The organism is Cupriavidus sp. 09_S30, from assembly GCF_056930435.1.
On record NZ_JBXOWI010000001.1, the window covers coordinates 1850553 to 1872188 of the forward strand.

18 protein-coding genes and 2 pseudogenes are annotated in these 21636 nt (G+C 61.7%); 17 read left to right on the forward strand and 3 right to left on the reverse strand.

Features of this window, described 5'->3' with window-relative positions:
- The first annotated feature begins 7 nt into the window (after positions 1 to 7).
- Entirely contained in the window at positions 8 to 160 is a 153-nt protein-coding gene (locus AC1Z3O_RS08890; RefSeq protein ID WP_483515254.1) for a hypothetical protein, read from the forward strand.
- Between the two features lie 117 nt (positions 161 to 277).
- Complete coding sequence (locus AC1Z3O_RS08895; protein WP_483515255.1) at positions 278 to 913, forward strand: TetR/AcrR family transcriptional regulator; 636 nt, start codon at positions 278 to 280, stop codon at positions 911 to 913.
- 12 nt (positions 914 to 925) lie between these two features.
- Here AC1Z3O_RS08895 and AC1Z3O_RS08900 read toward each other — a convergent pair whose 3' ends face one another.
- Complete coding sequence (locus AC1Z3O_RS08900; protein ID WP_483515257.1) at positions 926 to 1639, reverse strand: TetR/AcrR family transcriptional regulator; 714 nt, start codon at positions 1637 to 1639, stop codon at positions 926 to 928.
- 458 nt (positions 1640 to 2097) lie between these two features.
- Between AC1Z3O_RS08900 and AC1Z3O_RS08905 the strand changes: the two genes are divergently transcribed.
- The 6 genes from AC1Z3O_RS08905 (at position 2098) to AC1Z3O_RS08930 (ending at position 9607) form a co-directional block, all read left to right on the forward strand.
- The gene (locus AC1Z3O_RS08905; RefSeq protein WP_483515258.1) at positions 2098 to 3108 is read left to right on the forward strand and encodes an efflux RND transporter periplasmic adaptor subunit; all 1011 of its coding nucleotides are present in this window, start codon (positions 2098 to 2100) and stop codon (positions 3106 to 3108) included.
- The gene (locus tag AC1Z3O_RS08910; RefSeq protein ID WP_483515259.1) at positions 3105 to 6158 is read left to right on the forward strand and encodes an efflux RND transporter permease subunit; all 3054 of its coding nucleotides are present in this window, start codon (positions 3105 to 3107) and stop codon (positions 6156 to 6158) included. Before AC1Z3O_RS08905 ends, AC1Z3O_RS08910 begins: the two co-directional genes overlap by 4 nt.
- Before the next feature lie 29 nt (positions 6159 to 6187).
- On the forward strand, positions 6188 to 7552 hold the full coding sequence (locus tag AC1Z3O_RS08915; protein ID WP_483515261.1) for a TolC family outer membrane protein: 1365 nt from the start codon (positions 6188 to 6190) through the stop codon (positions 7550 to 7552).
- Between the two features lie 12 nt (positions 7553 to 7564).
- Positions 7565 to 8299, forward strand: a complete 735-nt coding sequence (locus AC1Z3O_RS08920; protein WP_483515263.1) for an MgtC/SapB family protein — start codon at positions 7565 to 7567, stop codon at positions 8297 to 8299.
- 65 nt (positions 8300 to 8364) lie between these two features.
- Positions 8365 to 8874, forward strand: a complete 510-nt coding sequence (locus AC1Z3O_RS08925) for a VOC family protein (RefSeq protein ID WP_483515265.1) — start codon at positions 8365 to 8367, stop codon at positions 8872 to 8874.
- Positions 8875 to 9049: 175 nt separating this feature from the next.
- A complete protein-coding gene (locus AC1Z3O_RS08930; RefSeq protein ID WP_483515267.1) occupies positions 9050 to 9607 on the forward strand; it encodes an SLC13 family permease in 558 nt (185 codons plus the stop codon).
- 94 nt (positions 9608 to 9701) lie between these two features.
- Here the strand turns inward: AC1Z3O_RS08930 and AC1Z3O_RS08935 are convergent.
- Positions 9702 to 10436: pseudogene (locus tag AC1Z3O_RS08935) on the reverse strand (tyrosine-type recombinase/integrase); the annotation flags it as partial.
- Here AC1Z3O_RS08935 and AC1Z3O_RS08940 point away from each other — a divergent pair.
- A pseudogene (locus AC1Z3O_RS08940) lies at positions 10427 to 10650 on the forward strand (Tn3 family transposase); the annotation flags it as partial. The pseudogenes AC1Z3O_RS08935 and AC1Z3O_RS08940 sit on opposite strands and share 10 nt — an antisense overlap.
- 330 nt (positions 10651 to 10980) lie before the next feature.
- Here the strand turns inward: AC1Z3O_RS08940 and AC1Z3O_RS08945 are convergent.
- Positions 10981 to 12795, reverse strand: coding sequence for a sigma 54-interacting transcriptional regulator (locus AC1Z3O_RS08945; protein WP_483515268.1), 1815 nt, complete (start codon positions 12793 to 12795; stop codon positions 10981 to 10983).
- A 256-nt stretch (positions 12796 to 13051) separates the two neighbouring features.
- Between AC1Z3O_RS08945 and AC1Z3O_RS08950 the strand changes: the two genes are divergently transcribed.
- From AC1Z3O_RS08950 to AC1Z3O_RS08985, 8 genes are all read left to right on the forward strand, one after another.
- The gene (locus tag AC1Z3O_RS08950) at positions 13052 to 13699 is read left to right on the forward strand and encodes a flavin reductase family protein (RefSeq protein WP_483515270.1); all 648 of its coding nucleotides are present in this window, start codon (positions 13052 to 13054) and stop codon (positions 13697 to 13699) included.
- 16 nt (positions 13700 to 13715) lie between these two features.
- Positions 13716 to 14921 carry an acyl-CoA dehydrogenase family protein gene (locus tag AC1Z3O_RS08955; RefSeq protein WP_483515271.1) on the forward strand — a complete coding sequence of 402 codons (1206 nt, stop codon included), beginning with the start codon at positions 13716 to 13718 and terminating at the stop codon, positions 14919 to 14921.
- A gap of 93 nt (positions 14922 to 15014) precedes the next feature.
- Positions 15015 to 16256: an MFS transporter gene (locus AC1Z3O_RS08960; RefSeq protein WP_483515272.1), complete on the forward strand. Its 1242-nt coding sequence runs from the start codon at positions 15015 to 15017 to the stop codon at positions 16254 to 16256.
- 10 nt (positions 16257 to 16266) lie between these two features.
- Entirely contained in the window at positions 16267 to 17520 is a 1254-nt protein-coding gene (locus AC1Z3O_RS08965; protein WP_483515274.1) for a CaiB/BaiF CoA transferase family protein, read from the forward strand.
- Positions 17521 to 18594 (forward strand): acyl-CoA dehydrogenase family protein, encoded by a 1074-nt coding sequence (locus AC1Z3O_RS08970; protein ID WP_483515276.1) that lies wholly within the window; start codon positions 17521 to 17523, stop codon positions 18592 to 18594.
- Between the two features lie 16 nt (positions 18595 to 18610).
- The gene (locus AC1Z3O_RS08975; RefSeq protein WP_483515278.1) at positions 18611 to 19768 is read left to right on the forward strand and encodes an acyl-CoA dehydrogenase family protein; all 1158 of its coding nucleotides are present in this window, start codon (positions 18611 to 18613) and stop codon (positions 19766 to 19768) included.
- 27 nt (positions 19769 to 19795) lie between these two features.
- Complete coding sequence (locus AC1Z3O_RS08980) at positions 19796 to 20554, forward strand: enoyl-CoA hydratase/isomerase family protein (protein WP_483515280.1); 759 nt, start codon at positions 19796 to 19798, stop codon at positions 20552 to 20554.
- Positions 20555 to 20642: 88 nt separating this feature from the next.
- Complete coding sequence (locus AC1Z3O_RS08985; protein ID WP_483515282.1) at positions 20643 to 21584, forward strand: 3-carboxyethylcatechol 2,3-dioxygenase; 942 nt, start codon at positions 20643 to 20645, stop codon at positions 21582 to 21584.
- The last annotated feature ends 52 nt before the right edge of the window (positions 21585 to 21636 follow it).

The following is a 21636-nucleotide window of genomic DNA, read 5'->3' on the forward strand; positions in this document are numbered from 1 at the left end:
CTGCCCCATGGCGTCCTCGGAGCGGACCGAACGCCTGCTTGTCGTGGCGGGGACACTGCGCGACGCTGAGCACTCAATGCCGGTTACGGACGGCGCGGAGCTTGTCCGTATCAAGGAGGGCGCGATGTTTATGGCCTATGCCATGTTGTCGGCGCTGTAGCGGCGGATTGATATAATCGCCTCGTCACCTAAGGTTCTCTAGTTAAAGATGCCTGCCGATACTGATCCCAAAGACCACCGCCCTCGCGTTGCCGCTGAACGGCGTGCACGAATGCGCATGCGCCTCATTGAAAGCGCGATGATCGTCTTTGCGCAAAGGGGTATCGGCGTCAGCGTGATCCCTGAAGTCATCGCGGCAGCTGGCGTCTCACAAGGTTCCTTCTACAACTACTTCCGTACTAACGACGACCTGCTGGCGGCTGTCAGCGAAGCGCTCAGTCACGACATGGTGCAAATGATCGAGAGCGTGGTCGGAGATATCGAAGACCCGGCGTTGCGTGTTGCGACGGGTATTCGCTTGTACCTGCACCTTGCACGATCCTATCCTGTGGTGGCGCAGTTTCTTTCCGGTACGGGCCTGAGCCTGGTCGGCAAGAGGAGTGCCGTGTACGAGTACCTGCCCACGGATATCAAGGAAGGCCTGAAGACGGGCACGTTTGACGAGGCTTCGGCCGATGTTGCATTGGACCTGGTGACTGGCGCTGGTTTAATTGCCGTTCACCGTATGGCCATGGGAAGAACGACGAAGGACTACCCCGAACGGATCGTCCGAGCGTTGTTGCGGTCGCTCGGCGTGTCTGAATCGCGTGCCACAAAGTTGACCTCTTCGCCTTTGCCAAAGCTGGTAGCTTCGCCTGAATCACTGCTCGAAAAGGCACAGGAGAAGCTCGCCGCCAGGGCCGAGCCCTCCTGAGCTTCGGTAACGCTACGGCAGATCTCCGATCACTTCGGCGAGCAAATCGTCGAACAGCATTTCGCTCGCATCCAGCGGCGACCTGGATATCGCATCGGCCGCCGCCTCCTCTACGCCCAAGGCGCGCAAAGCCACGGCAGCGGCGAGCTCCGAAAAATCATCGCGACATTCGGTTTCAAGCATGCGGTGCATTGCACTCATTGCGGCGCCGGCAACGATATTGAACCCTAGGGCGATCGGCATGCGCTTGAAGCGATTGCGTCGAACGCCTTCCTCTATGTCCCTGCGGACAAATTCCAGCATATTGGGTGCCTGGTAGCCAGCCCAGCCAAGCCGACCAAGAATTCCAGCCACGGCGGGCTGGTGTATCGCAAGTATCGATGCCAGCCGGATCCCCCTGGCGATGTGCTCGGCCGGATCGGCATGGCCACACACAATAGGGTCAGCCACCTGCACCCACTGTTCAGCAATCTTCTCAACAAGCTCCCTCAGAATCGCGTCAGACGATGGGAAGTACTTGTAGAACGTGCCCCGTGACACCCGCGCAGCCGAAATGATGTCGTCGATGGAAGGCGAGGCGGCGCTATTCTCGACCAACAAACGCAGCGCGCTGTTCAGCAACAGCGAACGCATACGCTGCCGCCGCTTTGCCGCAACGCGCTGACGGTGGTCAATAGCTTCCCACGGTTCCTTTTCAATTGCGAACCTCCTCTGTTTCGGGGTCATTGATCTGCTCTCTCCTCATGGTCATCAGTTCGACGTAGCGCGCACGCCGGCCTCCCTGCGTCTTCGATCCACATCACTCCGCGTATAGCGCTTGTTCTTGCGCGTTCCGACTCGCGGTCGCACGCCTTATTAGCCTCATTCGGTGTCCAACGCATCACAGTCCGATCGCGCTTAGAATAAATTATACGTCATCATGACACATACGTCAGTATGATGTATATTCCGGCCTATTGGGAAGGGCAAAAGCCCGACCAGGCCTGCCGTCACTGATGCCGCACGAGTCCGTGGAGCTGACTCTGTAGCGTCACCTGCTGATGACTCGCAGGCGAGCGACGGAACTTACTGGAGGGCAGAAATTGAACGGGAATCATCGAGCGGCGGCTCTTACCATCATCGCAGCGCACCTGCTTGCCGCGTGTACACCAGGCCCCGCATCCAAACACGAGGACGTAAGGCCAGTGCGGACAGTGGTCGCGGGACATACCCCCGGGTCGGTCGGCGCGGCCTACTCAGGCGAGATTCGTGCGCGTTACGAAAGTCAGCTGGGATTCCGTACAGCTGGCAAGATCGTCGCGCGCATGGTGGAAGTGGGTAGCCATGTCAAGCGCGGCCAGTCGCTGTTCCAGCTCGATCCGACCCAGGAAACGCTGCAAGTCGCCGCGGCGGGTGCGGAGGCTGATGCTGCAAGGAGCCGGGTAGCTCAGGCGCGAGTGGACGTTCAGCGTACCGAGCAACTCCTCGCGCAGAACTTCGCCTCGCAAGCCGAGCTAGACCAGCAGCGGCTTGCACTCAACCAGGCGGAAGCACAACTGCGTTCTGCCCAGGCACGCCAGCAACTGAATGCCAACCTGCGCGGATTTACCACGCTTGTGGCCGACCGCGATGGCGTGGTCAGCGCAATCAACGCGGAAGCCGGGCAGGTGGTCGCGGCCGGGCAGTCGATCGCTACCGTTGCGGCTGACGGTGAACGCGAGGTCTCGATCAGTATTCCCGAGTCGCGAGTCGACGAACTGCGCAAAGCGCAGACGCTGACGATCACGGTGTGGGCGCATCCAGGCAAATCCTGGACGGGCAAGCTCCGGGAGCTTGCGCCAGACGCGGACAGCGTCACCCGCACCTACTCCGCACGCATTTCCATCCAGGACGCTGATCCGGACCTCCTGCGATTAGGCATGACAGCGTCTGTCGTCGCACCCGACGTGGACGGTAGTGGCGTGGTCCGGGTGCCACTGACTGCCATTGTCGATCATGAACGCAGTCGGCAGGTGTGGGTGGTTGACCCGAAGACGTCGCGGGTGATTGCGCGTGAGGTCAAGCTGGGTGCCGCACAGAACGACAGCGTCATCGTGATTGGGGGGCTGATGGGCGGCGAGACCGTGGTGAGTGCCGGCGTGCATATGTTGCAGGCTGGCCAGCAGGTGAAAGTGGCTGAGGCGGTGTCCGTCGCCAAGGCGGGAGGTGTGAAGTGAAGAGCATCAACCTGTCCGAATGGGCGTTGAAGCATCAGCAGATGATCGCATTCCTGCTGTTGCTGCTGTCCGTGGCCGGCGTGCTGGCCTACAGCAGCCTGGGTCAGAAGGAAGACCCCGAGTTCACGATCAAGACCATGGTCGTGCAGGCGTACTGGCCGGGAAGTTCCGCGCAGCAGATGGCCGATCAAGTCACCGACAAGATCGAGCGCAAGCTGCAAGAGGTGGCGGAGATCGACTATACGTCCACCTATGTGAAGCCGGGTGAAACGCAGGTCAAGGTCAACCTGCGCGAGGACGTACCTCCACGCGCCGTGCCGGATGTGTGGTACCAGGTCCGCAAGAAGATGGGGGACATCAAGCAGACCCTGCCACAGGGCACGCAGGGCCCGTTCTTCAATGACGAGTTCGGGGACACCTTCGGTAACCTCTACGCCATTACAGGCGACGGCTTTGACTATGACGATCTGCGACGAATTGCGGACGCTGCACGTAACGAGTTTCTGCGTGTCGATGACGTCAACAAGGTCGATCTGGTGGGCAAGCAGGAACAGAAGATCTATGTGGAAGTTTCCACCGCCAAGCTCGCCTCGCTGGGGATCGACCCGGCACTGATCGCGTCGACGCTCGCGCAAACCAATGTCGTGACATCGGGCGGGACGGTGCAAACCACCGCGGAACAGGTGCGGTTGGCTGTCAGTGGTGAATTTGACTCAGTCGAAGGAATTCGCGCCATCGGCATCCGCGCCGGCCAGCGTACCTTCCGTCTTGGCGATATCGCAGACGTTCGTCGCGGCTTTGTGGAGCCGGCTATCTCGAGGATGCGCTTCAACGGCAATGAGGCGATTGGATTGGCAGTGAGCATGCGCAAGGGCGGTGACGTGATCCGGCTTGGCACAAAGCTGGACGAAACGCTCAAGCGCATCGAGTCCAACTTGCCGGTGGGCGTACAGATCCACGCGGTCAGCGACCAGCCGCATGTCGTCGAGCACTCCGTATTCGAGTTCAAGAAGAGTCTGGCCGAGGCAGTGATCATTGTGCTCGTTGTCAGCTTCCTGTCGCTGGGCTTGCGGACCGGACTGGTCGTCGCGCTCAGTATCCCGCTCGTGCTGGCGATGACGTTCCTGGCCATGTACGTGATGGGCATCGACTTGCAGCGCATCTCACTGGGTGCGCTGATCATTGCGCTCGGACTGTTGGTGGACGACGCCATTATTGCCGTCGAGATGATGGCACTGAAGCTGGAGCAGGGCTGGGACAAGTTCCGCGCCGCCACCTACGCCTACACGGCCACCGCCTTTCCGATGCTCACCGGCACGTTGATCACGGCGGCGGGATTTCTTCCGGTCGGCTTTGCCAAGTCAGGTACGGGCGAGTATGTGTACTCGCTATTCGAGGTGGTGGGCATTTCGCTGATTTTGTCATGGATCGTGGCCGTCCTCTTTACGCCTTACATCGGCTTCAAGCTATTGAAGGAGCATGCGCACGCGTCGCATGACGAGGAAGCGGTCTACCAACGCGGCTTCTATGTCAAGTTCCGCCACTTCATCGACTTCTGCCTGAAGCAGCGCGTGTGGGTGATCGGCATCACGCTCGCCGCGTTCGTGGGAGCACTGGTGCTGTTCAAGGCAGTACCCCAGCAGTTCTTTCCGGCATCTGACCGGGCCGAACTGATTGTTGACCTGTGGATGCCGAAGGCCTCAACCTTCGAAGCGAGTCAGCGCGAGGTCCAGGAGTTGGAGCGTCTGCTCAAGGGCGATCCGGACATTGCAGCGGTGACCAGCTTTGTTGGCAACGGTGCGCCACGCTTCTATCTGCCGCTCGATGTGCAGACGCCCAATCTGAACCTGGGTGAGATGCTGGTGATGACGAAGGGCGGTGAGGCACGGGAGCGGGCGAAGGAAAAGCTCGAGAAGCTGTTCGACGAAAAATTCCCGAATGTGCGTGGCCGCGTCAATCGACTGGAGAACGGTCCGCCTGTCGGTTACCCGGTGCAGTTCCGTGTGTACGGGCAGGACAACGCCAAAGTTCGTGCAATCGGGCAGCAGGTGGCGGACATCATGCGTGGAGAGCCGCACGTTCGCCAGGTCAACCAGGATTGGGGCGAGCGCATCAAGCGGGTGCAGGTCGACGTCGATCAGGACAAGGCGCGTGCACTGGGCATTAGCTCAGGCCAGATCAAGGAAACCCTTGAGGCTTCGCTGTCGGGCACGCCAATCACGCAGTTCCGCGAGGAAGACCAGGGCATCGACGTGGTCTCTCGCCTCGTCGCGGCGGAACGGACGGACCTGAACAACCTGAAGGACGCCAAGATCTATGTGCGCGACGGCAAGTCCGTGCCGGTCTCGCAGGTGGCCCGGCTCACGCTTGACAGTGAGGACAGTGAACTGTGGCGGCGCAACCGCGTGCCAACGCTGACCGTTCGTGCCGATATCGCGGGGGCGCAGGCGCCTGATGTCACACGTGTGCTGCAGCCGAAGATCGACGCGCTGGAGAAGGACCTCCCGCTCGGCTATGGCATCGAAATCGGCGGCGCTTACGAATCGAGTGCGAAGGCCCAGCGTTCCGTTTTTGCTGTGATGCCTGTGACGATCATCGCGGTGCTCGTGCTGCTGATGATTCAGCTGCAGGACATGAAGAAGATGGCGATGGTTCTGATGACCGCGCCGCTCGGGCTGATCGGTGTGAGCGCGATCATGGCCGCGTTCCAGATTCCGTTCGGTTTTGTCGCCATGTTGGGCGTCATCGCCCTCGCTGGAATGATTATCCGCAACTCGGTGATCCTGGTCGTACAGATCGATCAGGACGTGGGCGCTGGCGTCCCACTGTGGACGGCTATCGTCGAGGCGGCAGTGCGGCGGCTGCGTCCGATCGCACTGACTGCCCTGGCGGCGATTCTGGCGATGGTGCCTCTTACCCATTCCGTGTTCTGGGGCCCCATGGCGTGGGCAATTATGGGAGGGCTCGCCGTTGCCACGGTGCTGACGCTCGTCTTCCTTCCCGCTCTGTATGCGACCTGGTACCGGGCCAAGCGCCCCGCGACCGTCTGATCGCAAATGTGACGTTAAGAGTAATTTCGATGAAAAGATTGAGTATGGCCCTGCGGGCCGGGCAGGTGGCCTTGGGCTGCATGCTTCTTCTGAGCGCTGGAGAGTCAGGCGCTATCGATCTCGTGGGGGCCTATCAGCAGGCATTGGCGCATGATCCGACGAGCCTTGCCGCAAATGATGCGCTCACGGCGGGACGCGAGAAGGCCGTGCAGGGCGACGCCTTGCTGCGTCCGCGTGTAAGCATGCAGGCAGCACTGAACCGGATCAACAATCGCTCTTCCGGCAACCCACCTGCCGAGCTCGCGCCGTTGGTCTCGGCCGATAGTTCGGGCACTGCGCGGCAAGCCGGTGTGATGCTCGTGCAGCCGCTGTACGACAAGGGTGCGGTGGCTACGAGGAAGCAGCTGCACGAGCAATCTAACCTGGCGCAAACGCAGTTCGACCAGTCTCGCCAGGATCTGGCCTTGCGGGTGGCCGAGGCATACTTCGGCGTGGTGTTGGGCGAGGAAACGCTGCGCGTGGTGCAGGCCGAGAAAGCGGCATTGCGCCAGCAACGCGACCGCGCGAAAGCGCGCTTCGACATCGGCCAAGGCAAGATCACCGATCTTCATGAAGCCCAGGCGCGGCTGGATGGGGTAGAGAGTCGCGAAGTCACGGCGCAATCTGCACTCGAACAGCGACGCACGCGATTCCAGGAGACCGTCGGCATGCCGCCCGATCAGCTCAGCGGGCTGGCGCCCAACTTTACGCCGCGACCGCCGGAACCGGACAATCTCATGTCGTGGCAGGCAAAGGGCGAGAATCAGAGCTACCTCGTCAAGACCAAGCAATCTGAGCTAGACATTGCTGGCGCGGAGATCGACAAGTACCGCGTCAGCAGTCGCCCGACCGTCGCGCTCGTCGCGGGTTATGGCGCGCAAGGGCAAACCGGCAACCTGGCGCCCTGGATTGCGGCCAGCAACACTAGAAGCGCGACAATTGGCTTGCAGCTCAACATACCGCTGTACGCGGGCGGCGGACTGGATTCGCGCGAGCGGGAGTCCGTTGCGAGAAAGAGCCAGGCGGAGCAGGAGCTTGCTGCCGCCCGGCGAGACGTGCGCTTGAATGTGCAGGACGGATTCCTGTCGGTGAAAACGGGCGTCTCACGCGTCGCCGCACTTGAGCAGTCGCTGACTTCGGCGCGTAGCGCGCTCGCGGCGACGACGCTTGGCCGGGACGTTGGCACCCGTACTGAACCCGACGTGCTCGACGCGCAGCAGCGCGTCTTCGCCGCCGAGCTCGACCTCGTTCAGGCACGCCTGGATTACCTCCTTGGCCGTCTGCGGCTCGCCGCCGCCACGGGAGAATTGAGCGAGGAAACCCTGCGTTCGCTGAATGCCTGGCTGGCATCCTAATCACGAAACCCTATGCTCGGAGATCTGCAGCACTATTGGAGCGGTCCCTTTCTTGCCGCCAACGCGTTCATCGGGTTGAACCTGGTGGGCGCGCTGCTGCTCGGCATGGTGGTTGGCTATGAACGCTCATACAACGGCCGTGCCGCCGGCATGCGCACCTACGGCCTCGTGTGCATGGCGTCGACGGCGCTGACGGTGTTCGTTGGTCACGCGTCGCTCTGGTACGGCGGCGCCACAGTGAACGTCCAGGCAGACCCGACCCATACCATCCAAGGCGTGGTCACCGGCATCGGCTTCCTTTGCGCCGGGGTCATCATGAAGGACGGCATGAGCATCCGCGGCCTCACGACTGCGGCATCCATCTGGGCTGCCTCGGCCATAGGCGTCTTACTCGGCGTTGGCTTCTATGCTGCCGCCTTGCTGCTCGCCGTGTTGAGCGTGGGGTCGATGTCCCTGTTGCACCGTCTGGAGTCCAGGCTTCCGGGGCGCATGACGCTTGATTTGTCGCTGACGTTCCAACGCGGCGAAGCGCCTGACTTCGACTTGCTGATCGACAGGGCAAAGTCTCGCGGCTATCGCGTGCTGCACGACAGCCTGACCATCACGTATGCTGACCACCAGGCCGTGTGGAGAGTCGGCCTGGTCGCACCGGACAAGGCGCGCGCGCTATCGCCGGCAGGACTGGCGGCCGAGATGGCTGCAACGGAGGGGGTCTCCCGGTTCAGCATCGTACCGGTGCGCAGTTGATTTGTGGAATGGCTATGATCCATTGTTAGCCTGCTCGTAAGCTGGCGTGCCAGCTTGAGATACAGGTGCTGGGACGTGACACCCGCTCCATCAGCGAACCCATAGTGAACAGGACCGGTCGTTCCAAGCAATTTCCGTTCAACGTCATCAAGCAGATTTCGCTGCGCGCCGACAGCCCGGCGACGTTGCGTGGCCCCTACGGCCGCCTGGCAGGTGCAGGCGCCACCGACATCCAGCCGATCACCCACGGCAACGCCGTCTCGGTCTACACGCGCGACCCGGAGGACATTCGCCTGGAACGGTTCGTGGACACGCCGTGGTACGTTAGCCAGCCGATGCGGGTGCCGCTGGACTTCGCCGTGCCGGACGACACTCTGATGCGCCGGATCGAGGAGCACGCGCGCGCTGCCTGGCTTCGAGCCGCGCAGAGTGTGGCAGGCGCGGATGGCAGAAGAGATGGGAATCTCGTTGGGATCTGCAGAGCCGGGAGCCGGCCCGTCGGTCGAGGGCTCAGAACATGGGTAGCCGGCGACGTGCATGATACACAGTCGCGTCTGCATCGCCACGGCCTTTGAGCGTCACGCCGCGGGTCCAGAAGCCCAGCACCTGGCCGGGCAGGGCAGCGGCCTTGTTGTGGTTGCCAGCGGCTTGGATTCGCGATAGCCTCTCCGGCGGACCAGCCCGCTCGGTCCGCAAGCCCGCTTCAGCCTCTGCAGCGATTGCACCCGGAAGCATGATGTGCATTGCCAAATGACTGCCACCATCGTAGGGATCTTTCTGGTTGTCTACCTGGGGATGATTCTCGGCGGGCTGCCGTTCTTGCAACTGGATCGGACGGGCGTGGCAATGCTTGGCGCGATTGCCTTGATCAGCGTCGACGCAGTGCCCCTGGAGGCGGCAGCGGGCTCCATTCATCTGCCGACCATCATTTTGCTTTTCTCCTTTATGGTGGTGTCCGCCCAGATGCGCCTCGGTGGCTTTTACGACTGGGCCACGCACCGATTCGCTTCGTGGCCTTATCGGCCAGCCGGTTTGCTCGCAGCGCTGATGCTCGGTGTCGCGGCACTATCTGCGGTATTCAGCAACGATATCGTTTGCCTGGCGGTTACGCCGGTACTCATTGAAGCCTGTCAACGGCGGCGCCTGGATCCGGTGCCCTATCTCCTGGGTCTGGCCTGCTCGGCCAATATCGGCTCCGCGGCCACCTTGATCGGCAATCCGCAGAACATGCTGATTGGACAGACCTTGCGTCTGCCATTCTTCGGCTATATGGGATCCTGCCAAGATACGGCCAATCCGCGACCATAAGCCCTGCGGTTATTGTGGTGGCGTCAGTTAGATCGGATTTGATATAAAGAATAGCGAAATCACCAGCACTTCCCCTGAACGGCCGAACAAGTGCTCAGGAACTAAACGCGGCGCCGATCTGCCGCGCCCGTTTGACCTCGTCGCCGTGCAGGTAGATCGAGGTGGTCGCGATCGAGGCGTGCCGCAGGTTGTCGCGTACTGTCGTCAGTTCCGCGCCGCGCGCCAGGGCGTGCGTGGCATGAGTGTGCCGCATCCAGTGCGGGCTGGCTTGCCGCAGCTTCTCGGCCGCCGCTGGACTATCGGCCTGGATCAAGTCTGCAGCTTGGGTGAAGAACCGCCGCAGCACGCCCCACAGCCGCATGCTGGTGATGCCGTTGGCCGGCTCCTGACCGAGGCCACCAATCAGGGGCGTCTTCGGGTTCCAGCGTGCCGGCGTGACCGGTAGGCCGCGCTCCACCAGATATCGATCAAGGGCGGTGCGTGCCAGCGGGGGCAATGCCACCTTGCCCGCCTTGGCGCCTTTGCCCACCAGCTTGAGCCACTGGTCGCCATGGGGATCAACTTCGATACCGCCGAGCGTGGCGCCGACCAGCTCACTGGCGCGCAGTCCAGTGGCGTAAGCGAAGTCGAGCACGAAGCGCAAACGCTGCGCAGCCGGTGCCTCCCAGCCATGGGACCATTCCAGCCCGTTGGCCAGGGTGCGGATCAGCAGCCATTCCCCCTCCGTGAAGGCGTGCGACGTGTCCAGCGGCGCGGCCCGCGCGCTGCCGCGCACCTTGATGCCGGCGAATGGGTTCGTGGGGGCAATTTCGCGCTTACCTTCTAACCAACATCGTACTGGCGTGGAACACGTACCGCATGAACGAAGTCGTCGAGCGACTTCGCAAACGGGGCACGAACATCGAGGACGCTTGGCTGCGCCACATGGGCCGGGGCACTTCGGCCACATCAACTTCCGCGGGATCCTAAGCTTCGGTGTCGAGCGCTACATGGACACGCTACTCCAAAGCCGCCGCCAAGCAGGCCGAGAGGCTACAGCATGACTGAAGCGTTAAACGCCGCAGAGCAAAATCTGCCACAGATTGGCACGCCGGGGCACCAGGCGTACCAATCTGCATAGAAAGGACTATGTGCGGCACGGAGCGGATCGCTCCAAGTCATTGTTGTCGCAGAGGGCTTTTTTGAGCCTTGCCGTATCATTTTGCACGCAAAAAGACGATTACCCCATGTACGCCGATAGCCACTGGAGGTGCGGACAGTCCTGAAGCTCCGACAGGGGGCGGTTGACTCGCGGGGCTCTCCTTGTTTGGAGCAGGTCTTCTGATTACTTGCCATCCGCGACTTTGTATCGCCTGAATTTCACCGCTCGTCTCTCACTGCGACACAGCTTGCGCGCGTCCCCGGTACTTGAGGCGGTAATCGAGCTGGGCGCGTGTCAGGCCAAGCAAGGTTGCAGCTCTCGAGACATTGCCGCCGGTTTCAGCCATGGCGGCTTCGATCAGCGCGTTTTCGACCTCGGTAAGCCTCGCCGTCTGCTGCTGAATCGCGCTGCGGGCCCACTGGTTGAGGTCGGGTGGTGGTCTGAAGGCTTCCACCGGATCGGCACGCAGCGATTCGTCACCCGCATTTAATGCCTGCCGTCCGGCCAGGTGACCGAGCTCGGTCAGCCGCATCAGGCTGGCATTGCCGAGGCTGGTATCAACGCTGAACAGATGCCGCAGATCGAGTGATTCGCCATCGTTCGCGACGATGATTCCGCGCTCGATCACGTTCTCGAACTCACGGATATTGCCCGGCCACTGATAGTTCAGCACTGCCTGAAGTGCGCGCGGCGTGATGCCCGGAATGCGACGGCCATGCAACGTTGACAGCCGCTTGATGAAATGCTCGAGCAGCAGAGGCAAGTCGTCGCGCCGATCGCGCAGGGGCGGAATGCGAATTGGAAACACGTTGATCCGGTAAAACAGGTCTTCGCGAAACCGTCCTTCCTTGACGGCTTGGGGCAGATTCTCGTTGGTGGCGGCCACCACGCGCACGTCGAGCTTGATCGTCTTGTTGGAACCGAGTCGTTCGAACTCGCCGCTTTGTAGAACGCGTAACAGTTTGCCTTGCGCGCTGAAACTCAGAATGCCAATTTCATCCAGAAACAGGGTGCCGCCGTTGGCAGCTTCGAAGCGCCCTGGCCGGGATTCGGCCGCACCTGAATAAGCACCGCGCTCCACGCCGAACAATTCCGACTCGAGTAACAATTCGGGAATCGCCGCGCAGTTGACCTCCACGAAGGGTGCGTTGGCGCGCTTACTCCAACGGTGGGTTTCCCGCGCGACCTCGCTTTTCCCGACGCCGCTTTCTCCGAGCAGCAGCACGGTGGCCTGCGTGCTCGCCACACGATGCACCTTGTGCAGCGCCGAAGTGAAGCTGACGGACGAGCCCACCAGCCGATCGGGCTCGCGGGTGCCGCCGTCTTGCGCTGCCTCGCTGGTGGGTTCGGCGCCGAATTGAGGCGCAATGGACGTGCGCGTCGCGCGATTGGGCTCGGCGCTCAGGTAATGCAGATCTTCCTCGGAGTTATCCCAGTTTTCCGCCGGCTGCGCAATGATGCGGCACTTGCTCTGACCCATCGCGCGGCATTCGACTTCACGGGCGAGGATGCGCTTGCCCATGATCTTGCTGAGGAATCCAGACGTATAGCCAATGCTCATCCAGCAGGCTGGCTCGTGGTCCTGACCATAATTGGCCAGGTGGATTTCGTCCTCGACGCTGTCGCTCCAGAAGAACTCCGAATAGCAATAGCCCCCCGTGCTGTCGACCTCAACATGAACGGGTTCCGCCTTCACATAGCCTTCCAGCGCATGTAACTGCACGCCGGCGGAGATGATGTCCCGCTGGGACAAATGATTGCGCACCTTCCAGGCGAGTTCGGCATCGCGCGAGCCGGTGGCATAGCCCAGCCGCGTGAGCAAGTGTCGGGCGGCCTTCTGACCGAGGACGTCGATCAGCTCTCGCCGCAGCACACCGAGACTCTCGGTCGGAAGCAGGAGCATTCTGCGGTCGCGCAGCCAGATGCGGCCTTCCACCGGATTGAAGTGCAGGTGCTCGAGGATGTCGGTGAAGTCCATCGCATCGAGCGGTTGCAGTTCGGGTGATGACCTGCTGCTGGTCTGGCTGTCGGCGGGGGAGGCAGTCATTGAATGTCGGTTAAAGCGTAATCGTGGCAATTCCCCTCACTATACAAAAAGAGATGGGGACGCGGAAGTTCATGAAATCCCGACCCGATGGCGACATTCGCGTGCGCCGAATCATGAATTTCTGAATTGCGGACGCGTGACATGCTCCGTCGAGTCTCCGGGGTATTCCGGATAGGAAAACTGGAAAGCGCCTTGGATTCGGCAAATGTCGGCACTGTCGCGACGCCTGGCACGCACTTTGCCTATAGGAAGTGCCATGCACGAAAACATGGATGTGCCCGCAACGAATGGCACTGATGGATCTGCTGCATGGCTTTCGGATAAGCGGAGACGTGTGATGGGAATGCCTTACTCGGATTATCAGTTGAAGACAACTGGCGATGCTGTCGAATGTGTCGATCCGTCGTTGTTTCGCGCGGGCATGCGCCGACTGGCCGGCGCATGCACGGTAATTGCCTCGCGCGGAGCGTCGGGCAAGGCGGGCTTGACCGCAACCGCAGTCTGTTCCGTTAGTGCTGAGCCGGCACGGCTCCTCGTGTGCGTGAACAAATCGGTGTCGGCGCACACGGTCATCGTTGAATCCGGCCGGTTGAGCGTGAACATCCTGGCTGCGCATCAGGTAGACGTCGCACGGCGCTTTGCGGGCATGGTCACCAATGTCGGCGGCGAGGATCGCTTTCGTGGCGCGGGCAATTGGCGCGAGGGCAAATTCGGGATTCCGATCCTCGATGGCACGCTCGTTTCGTTTGGCTGCAAGGTGGTGGAGCAGATCGAGGCGACATCGCACACGGTGTTCCTGTGCGATGTCGTCGAAGTCCGCTGCGAGGCGGAGAGTACCTTTCCGCTGGTGTATTTCGACGGGAATTTCTCTCGGCTAGAGCAGGCAAAAATCAAGAATTCCTAATATCGAGGAGATAGATGTGAGTACAGCGATCAAGCAGGACACCCAGAAGGACATCCCGACCGAAGAGACTCTGGTCGAACGCGCGAAAGCATTCGTGCCGATGCTGCGTGAACGTGCGGCAGAGATTGAAAAGAACCGCGCGGTGCCTGCCGACATCATCGCGTCTTTCAGGGAGGCGGGTTTCTTCCGCATCCTTCAGCCGGCGCGCTGGGGCGGGTATGAGATGAACCCGTCGGTGTTCTACAAGGTGCTGATGGAACTGGGCCGGGGCTGCAGCAGCAGTGCGTGGAACGCGATGATTCTCGGGGTCCACACCTGGGAGTTTGGCCTGCTCGATCCGCGTGCGTGCGAGGACGTATGGGGCAAGGACGATTCCGTGATCGTGGCGTCCTCGTATCCGCCAGTCGGTACCTATCGCAAGGTGGACGGAGGCTACATCGTCAGTGGCCGCTGGCCGACCTCGAGCGGTACGGATCACGGCCAGTGGGCGTTCCTGGGGATGACGTTGAAGGCTGAGGACGGCACGCAGATCGATCGGATTGCGATGCTGGTGCCGCGCTCCGACTACAAGATCATCGACGACTGGCACGTGTTTGGCCTAGCCGGCACAGGCAGCAAGAGTGTGGAAGTGAAGGACGCGTTCGTTCCGGAATACCGGACCCACAGCACGCCCGATTACCGGCTGAGCGATCGGGGCGACATGTACCTGTATTCGTTCCAGCAGGTTTTTTATTCCGCGGTGTCGTCGGCCATCATCGGCATGGCCCAGGGTGCGGTGGATGAGTTCATCCGCCAGATGCGCACCCGCGTCAACTCCAGCAACGGCGTCAGGGCGGCACTGAGCCCGTATGTGAAGGACCGCCTCGGCAATGCGCAAGCGCGCGTGCGCTCGTCGCGGGCCAGGATCCTGCACATCACGCAGGAGACGACTCGCTATGTTGAATCCCGGCAACTGGTGCCGCTCAGCGAACGCGTCGCCATCAGTCTTGATATTGCCCGCGTAGGCCGCGAGTGCGAAGAGGCTGTCATGCTGCTGTTCAAGGCCACGTCGGCCCGAGGCATCTATCTCGACAATCCGCTGCAGCGTATTCTGCGCGACGTCATCGCGGCCTCAAATCACATTACGCAGAACGCTGACGACACCGCCGGCATCCTCGGGGGTTATCTGCTCGGCGAGCTGCTGCCACCGATGCTGTTCTCGCGTGATCCCTCGCCACAATAAGGCACGCGGCAAGATGGGACGCGTGTGCCCATCTTGCCGCGTGCAAAGGTTGTTCATCTGCAAGAACACAAAAAATATCGGAGACGAATCACCATGCGAACAAACAATTCTGGCGAAAACTGGGATTTGAAGTACGAAATTAAGGCTGTGCTTCTACTGGCCTTGGGCTTTGCCCTGGTCACGCTGGACCGGAATCTCATCTATCCGCTGTTTCCTACGATCGCAAAGGATCTAGGTCTGAAGTATCGCGATCTCGGGATGATTTCCGCGAGTCTGTCTCTATGCTGGGGCATATCGGCGATGTCGTCGGGTCGTCTGGCCGACAAGTTCGGTACCAAGCGGGTGCTTGTGCCGGCCGTGGTCCTGTTTTCGCTGCTGGTCGGTTTCGGCGGTTTCGCTAGTGGAATGGTGAGCCTAGCAGTGATGCGCGGCCTGCTCGGCGTTGCCGAAGGGGCTTATCAGACCGCCGGCGTCGCCGCCACGGTGGAGGCGTCGAAGCCAGGCCGGCTTGGCCGGAACGTGGGCCTCCAGCAGATGTCGGGACCGCTCATCGGCATGGCGTTCTGCCCGGTGTTCGTTGTCTGGGCGCTCAAAGTGTTGCCGAGTTGGCACTGGGTCTTTGTGGCCGTCGTCCCGCCGGGCCTGATCGTCGCGGCGCTGCTCGTGAAGGTACTGCGCTCCCCCCAGCCTGGTCAGACCGTCGGACACGCAACGAAATATACGTGGCGAGACGTGATGCGCCACGGCAACGTGCTGCCCGCCATGCTGCTCCAGTGCTGTTCCATGTCGGGTCTCGTGGTGCTGTCTGCATTCCTGCCGCACTATCTGACCGATTATCTGAAGCTGGATCGCGATTCGATGGGGACAGTGCTGGCTGGCCTCGGCGTCGGCGCTAGCATCGGCCTTGTTGCACTGCCGGCGCTGTCCGACCGGCTGGGCCGCAGGCCGGTGATCGTGGGGGCGCTGCTGGGCGAGTGTATTGCAATCTGGGTGTTCATGAATATCGGCGCCGCTCCGCTTCCGCTGTTCTTCGCACTGACCGCGATCGCGCTGTTCGTCGCGGGCGTCATCGGCACCACGATCGGACCTCTGGCGTCCGAGTCGGTGCCGCACGGGCTTGGCGCGACTGCGACCGGTGTCATCGTCGGTGTTGCGGAACTGATTGGCGGCGTGGTGACGCCGGTCGTGACGGGCGGTCTTGCTGTGAACGCGGGGATTTCTGTGATCGTGAAGATAGCTCTGGGCACCGCCCTGCTGGGACTGATCGTGGCCGCGCTGTGGATCAGGGAACCGCGCCGCCGCGAGTTGCCCGCTCAAGGTATGGCTGCGCAATAAGGAGCGGGAAATGTCGAGAAGAAATCGTCCGATCGATGGCCTCATGGTGCTGGATCTGGGGCAGGTCTATCAGGGGCCGTACGCGACGTACCTGATGGCCAAAGCCGGTGCGACCGTCATCAAGGTCGAGCCGCCGGGTGGTGAGCCGGTACGGCAACGTGAAGCGGTCAGCAAGGGCTCCGGGGTTCCATTTGCACTCCTGAACGGACATAAGCAGTGCATCACGCTCGATCTCAAACATGAGCAGGGCAGGGCCATACTGAAGCGCCTGGCAGAAAAGGCCGACGTGCTGCTCGAAAACTTTGCGCCGGGCGTCATGGACAGGCTCGGGGTGGGATGGTCGGTGCTGCACGAGATCAATCCGCGTCTCGTGTACGCGTCGGGTTCGGGTTACGGCCTGTCTGGCCCGGACCGGCACAAACAGGCCATGGACATCACCATCCAGGCGGCGTCCGGCATGATGAGCGTGACGGGCTTTCCGGATGGTCCACCGGTCAAGGCAGGACCGGCAATGGTCGATTTCCTGAGCGGTATCCACCTGTATGCGGGTGTGCTGACCGCTTTGTACGAACGGCATTTCACCGGTGAAGGGCGTCTGGTCGAAGTCGCCATGCAGGAGACGGTCTACCCCACGCTGGCGTCGAATCTGAGCTTTTACTATGACTTCGGTGAGATTCCGCCCCGCACCGGCAATGAGCACGGCGGACGTTCGGCTGCGCCTTATAACGTGTATGCAGCCCAGGATGGCCACGTCGCCATCATTGGCGTGACTGAAGGGCACTGGAGCAGTCTGCGCAAGGCGATGGGCCTCGAGCATCTGGCCGGGGATTCGCGCTTTGCCAGCAATGTCGAGCGCGTGCGCCATATGGAGGAGACCGATGCGCTCGTTTCGGCCTGGGTCGGCACGCTCACGCGAGACGAAGCCTGCGCCGTGCTTGAGGCACACAAGGTGCCGCATGCGCCGGTGCGCAATGCGGTCGAAGTCACCAACGACCCGCATATGCATGAACGTGGTTTCCTTGAATGGATCGACCACCCGCAATATGGCCGGGTCGCCGTCGCGGACAGCCCGTTGCGCCTGCACGGGGCCGACCATTTGCCGGCCGCAGCTTCCGCGCGCCTTGGCGCGCACACGCGCGAAGTCATGACTTCGGTGCTGGGCGTCGGTGCGGACGAGTTCCTTGCGTGGCAGGCGGCAGGGGTGTTCGGCCCCCAGTCCGAACTGGCTGCCGCTGGCACGGCTTGCGCAACTGCAGAGAATTGAATGAACGACGTTCCCTTGGCAGAAGAAAACGCCCTGGTACTGAACGCGGCCGAACGCATCTTTGCGGATCTGGCGGAACCGCAGACCATCCTTCGGATCGGTTCGGATGACTGGAAAGCTCCGTTGTGGCAGGCACTGAATGAGATGGGTCTGCCGCAGGCGTGGCTGCCGGAAACGTCCGGCGGATATGGTCTTCCCCTGGCAGAGGGTTTTGCCGTAGTACGAGCCGCAGGCCGGGCCGCGCTGGCCATTCCGCTCGTGGACACGATGGCGGCCGGTTGGATTGCCGGTCAGGCTGGTTTGTCCTTGCCATCGGGCGCCGCCGTGGTGATCGTGGCGGGCAGCCGCGCGTCGGTCCAACTGGACGGCACAGGAAAACTCGCGTTGCATGCAACGCATGTTCCGTTTGCACGCGAGGCGCAGTCTTTCGTCGTGGTCGTTGACGACGGCGAGGCCGCTCGCGTCGCGGTGGTGCCCGCGAGCGCGTGCGAGATCGTTGCTGGAACGAATCTCGCGGGGGACGCCGCAGATGAGGTGCGAATCGTCTCCGACTCCAATGCCAGTGCGTGGGTACCCGGTCTTTCGGCGGAGCAGTCCTTGTCCCTGATCGCGACGTGTCGCGCATTGCAGATCGCGGGCGCGTTGCAGGCGGTGCTCGATATCAGTGTGGCCTATGCGAAGGAACGCGTGGCGTTTGAGAAAAACATCGCGAAGTTCCAGGCCGTACAGCAAAACCTGGCTCGGCTCAGTGATGAAGTCGCAGCGGCGGTGGCCGTGTCGGAATCGGCTGCGGATGCGCTGACGCAGTCCGGCCTGTCAGCGGCGGAGCGCCTGCTCGAGGTCGCCTCGGCCAGGGTGCGCTGCGCAGAAGCCGCCGAGACTGGCAGCCGCATCGCACATCAGGTGCTGGGCGCGATCGGCTTTACGGAAGAGCACATCCTGCATCGTTTTACCTTGCGAGCCCTGTCGTGGCGTGACGATTACGGGAGTGAGCCGGTCTGGGCGAGGCGCCTCGGCGCACTCGTGAGCTGCGGCACGGGTACCGATCTGTGGCGCCTGCTTGCGGCCCGGTGAGAATGAGGAGACAGACATGACCTTGCGATTCGATCCCGTACGTTTGCCTGCGCACTGCCAGGCGCTGCGCGAGGAAGTTCGCACGTTTCTGGCCGAAGAAATCGAGGCGGGCACTTTCGATCCGGAAAATCCTGGTGTCGACGAAACCAACAGTGCGCTCTTCGCGAAGAAGGTGGCTGCGAGAGGCTGGATCGGCATGACCTGGCCGAAGGCCTATGGTGGACAGGAGCGCAGCTTTCTCGAGCGCTACGTGGTGACCGAGGAAATGCTCGTGGCGAGAGCGCCAACGCGCCACTTTTTCGTGGCCGATCGTCAAAGCGGCCCGACCCTGATCCGGTATGCGAGCGAATCCATCAAACAGGACATCCTGCCGCGCATCGTGCGGGGCGAGTTGTGTTTCTGTATCGGTATGAGCGAACCAGATTCCGGATCGGATCTCTTTGCCGCGAAGGCGAGAGCAACCCCGGTCGAGGGCGGCAGGCTGCTGAACGGGACGAAGATCTGGACCACTTTGGCGCATCAGGCCGACTACATGATCGGCCTGTTCCGGACCGCTGCGCCCACCAGGGAAAACCGGCGTCACGGTCTGACCTCGTTGCTCATCGACATGAAGACCGCAGGCATTACCTGCAACCCCATTGCCCAGATCGGTGGAGCGAAGGAGTTCAATGAGGTGGTGTTTGAGGATGTCTTCGTTCCGGCTTCGCATCTGATCGGCGAAATCGACGGCGCATGGAAGCAGGCCACGAGCGAACTGGCCTATGAGCGCAGTGGACCAGAGCGTTTCCTGGATACTTTCGGTGCACTCGATGCTCTCGTGGATGCCGTCGACGATGCCGAAGGCGATGCGCGTCTCGCCGTGGGCGTGGGACGACTCGTGAGCCAGCTGCATACCTTGCGCCGCATGTCGGTGTCGGTGGCCGGCATGCTGGAGTCTGGCAGGGAGCCCGTCGTCGAGGCCGCGATCGTCAAGGACCTCGGGACGGTCTGGGAGCAGGAGCTGCCGCATCGCGTGCGCGATCTGGCGGCGTTCCTCGATGAAACACGGCCGGGGGTGCAAGCTCTGCAGCGACAGCTGTCGCACGAGCTGCATATTGCGCCCAAGCTGACCATCCAGGGCGGTACGACCGAGATCCTGCGCGGCATCATCGCGCGGGGTCTGGATCTGCGCTAACGATTTTCCTCGCAGGAGCTAACACTCATGAGCGACATCACAGTTACTCGCTCGGATCATGTCGGCATGATCGTGATTCAGTGTCCGCCGCATAACTTCTTCGACATCGAGCTAATCCGCGATATAGCCGACGCACTCGAGCAATTCGATCAGGATGCACAGGTACGCAGCGTTGTCCTGGCTTCCGATGGAAAAGCCTTCTGTGCCGGTGTGAAGTTTTTCGGGTCGCAATCCGGTGCATCCGGGAGTGCCGAAGGGAGGTGCCTTTACGAACAGGCGCTGCGCATCTTTGACTGCCGCAAACCGATCGTGGCGGCGATTCAGGGACCTGCTATCGGCGGCAGACTGGGTGTCGCGGCTGACTTCCGGGTCTCCTGTCCGGAGGCACGGTTTTCTGTAAATTTCACGCGCCTTGCTATCCATCCTGGTTTTGGTCTTTCGGTGACCTTCCTGGAACTCATTGGGGGCAATCGGGCCGAGCTGTTGCTCTATACCAGTCGTCGCATCGATGGCGAGGAGGCTTTTGCGATTGGCCTCGTCAACGAACTGGTAGAGCAGGCTAATGTGCGCGAGCGAGCTGTGGCGCTGGCTGAGGAAATTGCCGCGTGTGGGCCACTGGGTGTGCTTGCCACCCGGGAAACCTTGCGCTCGGGGCTCGCCGGGCGTGTGCGCGCGGCAGTCAGCCGCGAACAGGCGGAGCAGGAGCGCCTCATGGCCACGCAAGATTTCACCGAGGGCGTGAAGTCCACCGCCGAGCGGCGGCCTGCCAGCTTTATCGGCCAATGACGTTTCGTGATCGTTAGCCGGCATGCCTCGCGTCCGCTAAGACTGCTGTTCAACCGCAAGCCATCGCTGAGATGGCAGGAGATTCTTGATGTCGATTCTTGTTGAATGTTTGTCTCATACCCCGCTGCAGGGCCATTTCGATCCTACGCCAGAAATCGTGGCCGAAGTTCGAGATGTGACGGCCGCAGCATGCGAGCGCGTGCGTGCCTTCAATCCGGAACTGGTGGTGGTGTTCGCACCGGACCACTACAACGGCTTCTTTTACGACCTGATGCCACCGTTCTGCGTTGGCGCCGCGGCGAGCGCGATCGGTGATTACGGGACCCCGGCCGGCGACTTGCCAGTGCCGGCCAATGTCGCGAGGAGGATGGTCGAAAGCGTGCTGGCGGCCGACGTCGACGTATCGATCTCCTATCGCATGCAGGTAGACCACGGTGCGGCCCAGGCGCTGGAACTGCTCATAGGCGGGCTCGATACCTACCCCGTGGTGCCGGTCTTTATCAATGCTGCCGCGCCGCCGATGGGGACGCTGCGCCGATCGCGTCTCTTTGGTGAGGCAATCGGGCATTTCCTCCGGCAGACGGGCAAGCGTGTGCTGGTGATCGGTTCGGGCGGCATCTCGCATGAACCGCCGGTGCCGGAACTGGTCGGTGCACCGAAGGAAGTCGCGGAACTCCTGATCGCCGGCCGCAACCTGACGCCCGAGGCCCGTGCGCTGCGTCAGGAGCGCGTGATCAGCGCTGCCAGGGCTTTTACGGCCGGAGAGGCCCCCAATATGCGAGCGCTGAATCCTGAATGGGACCAGGCGTTCCTCGCGCGCCTGCAGAACGATTTGCTGTCGGTCGATGAGATGAACAACGACGAGATCGCGCGAGACGGTGGCAAGTCGGCGCATGAAATCCGCACCTGGGTCGCTGCATTCGGCGCACTTTCCGCGTTCGGTAAATACGATGCGCATGTGGATTACTACCGCGCGATTCCCGAATGGATTGCCGGGTTCGCGTTCATGCATGCGCAGACAGCGGCTTGAGTAGGGAGGATCTCCGTCGCGGCGACGGAGTTTCGGACTTCAGAAAGACGAT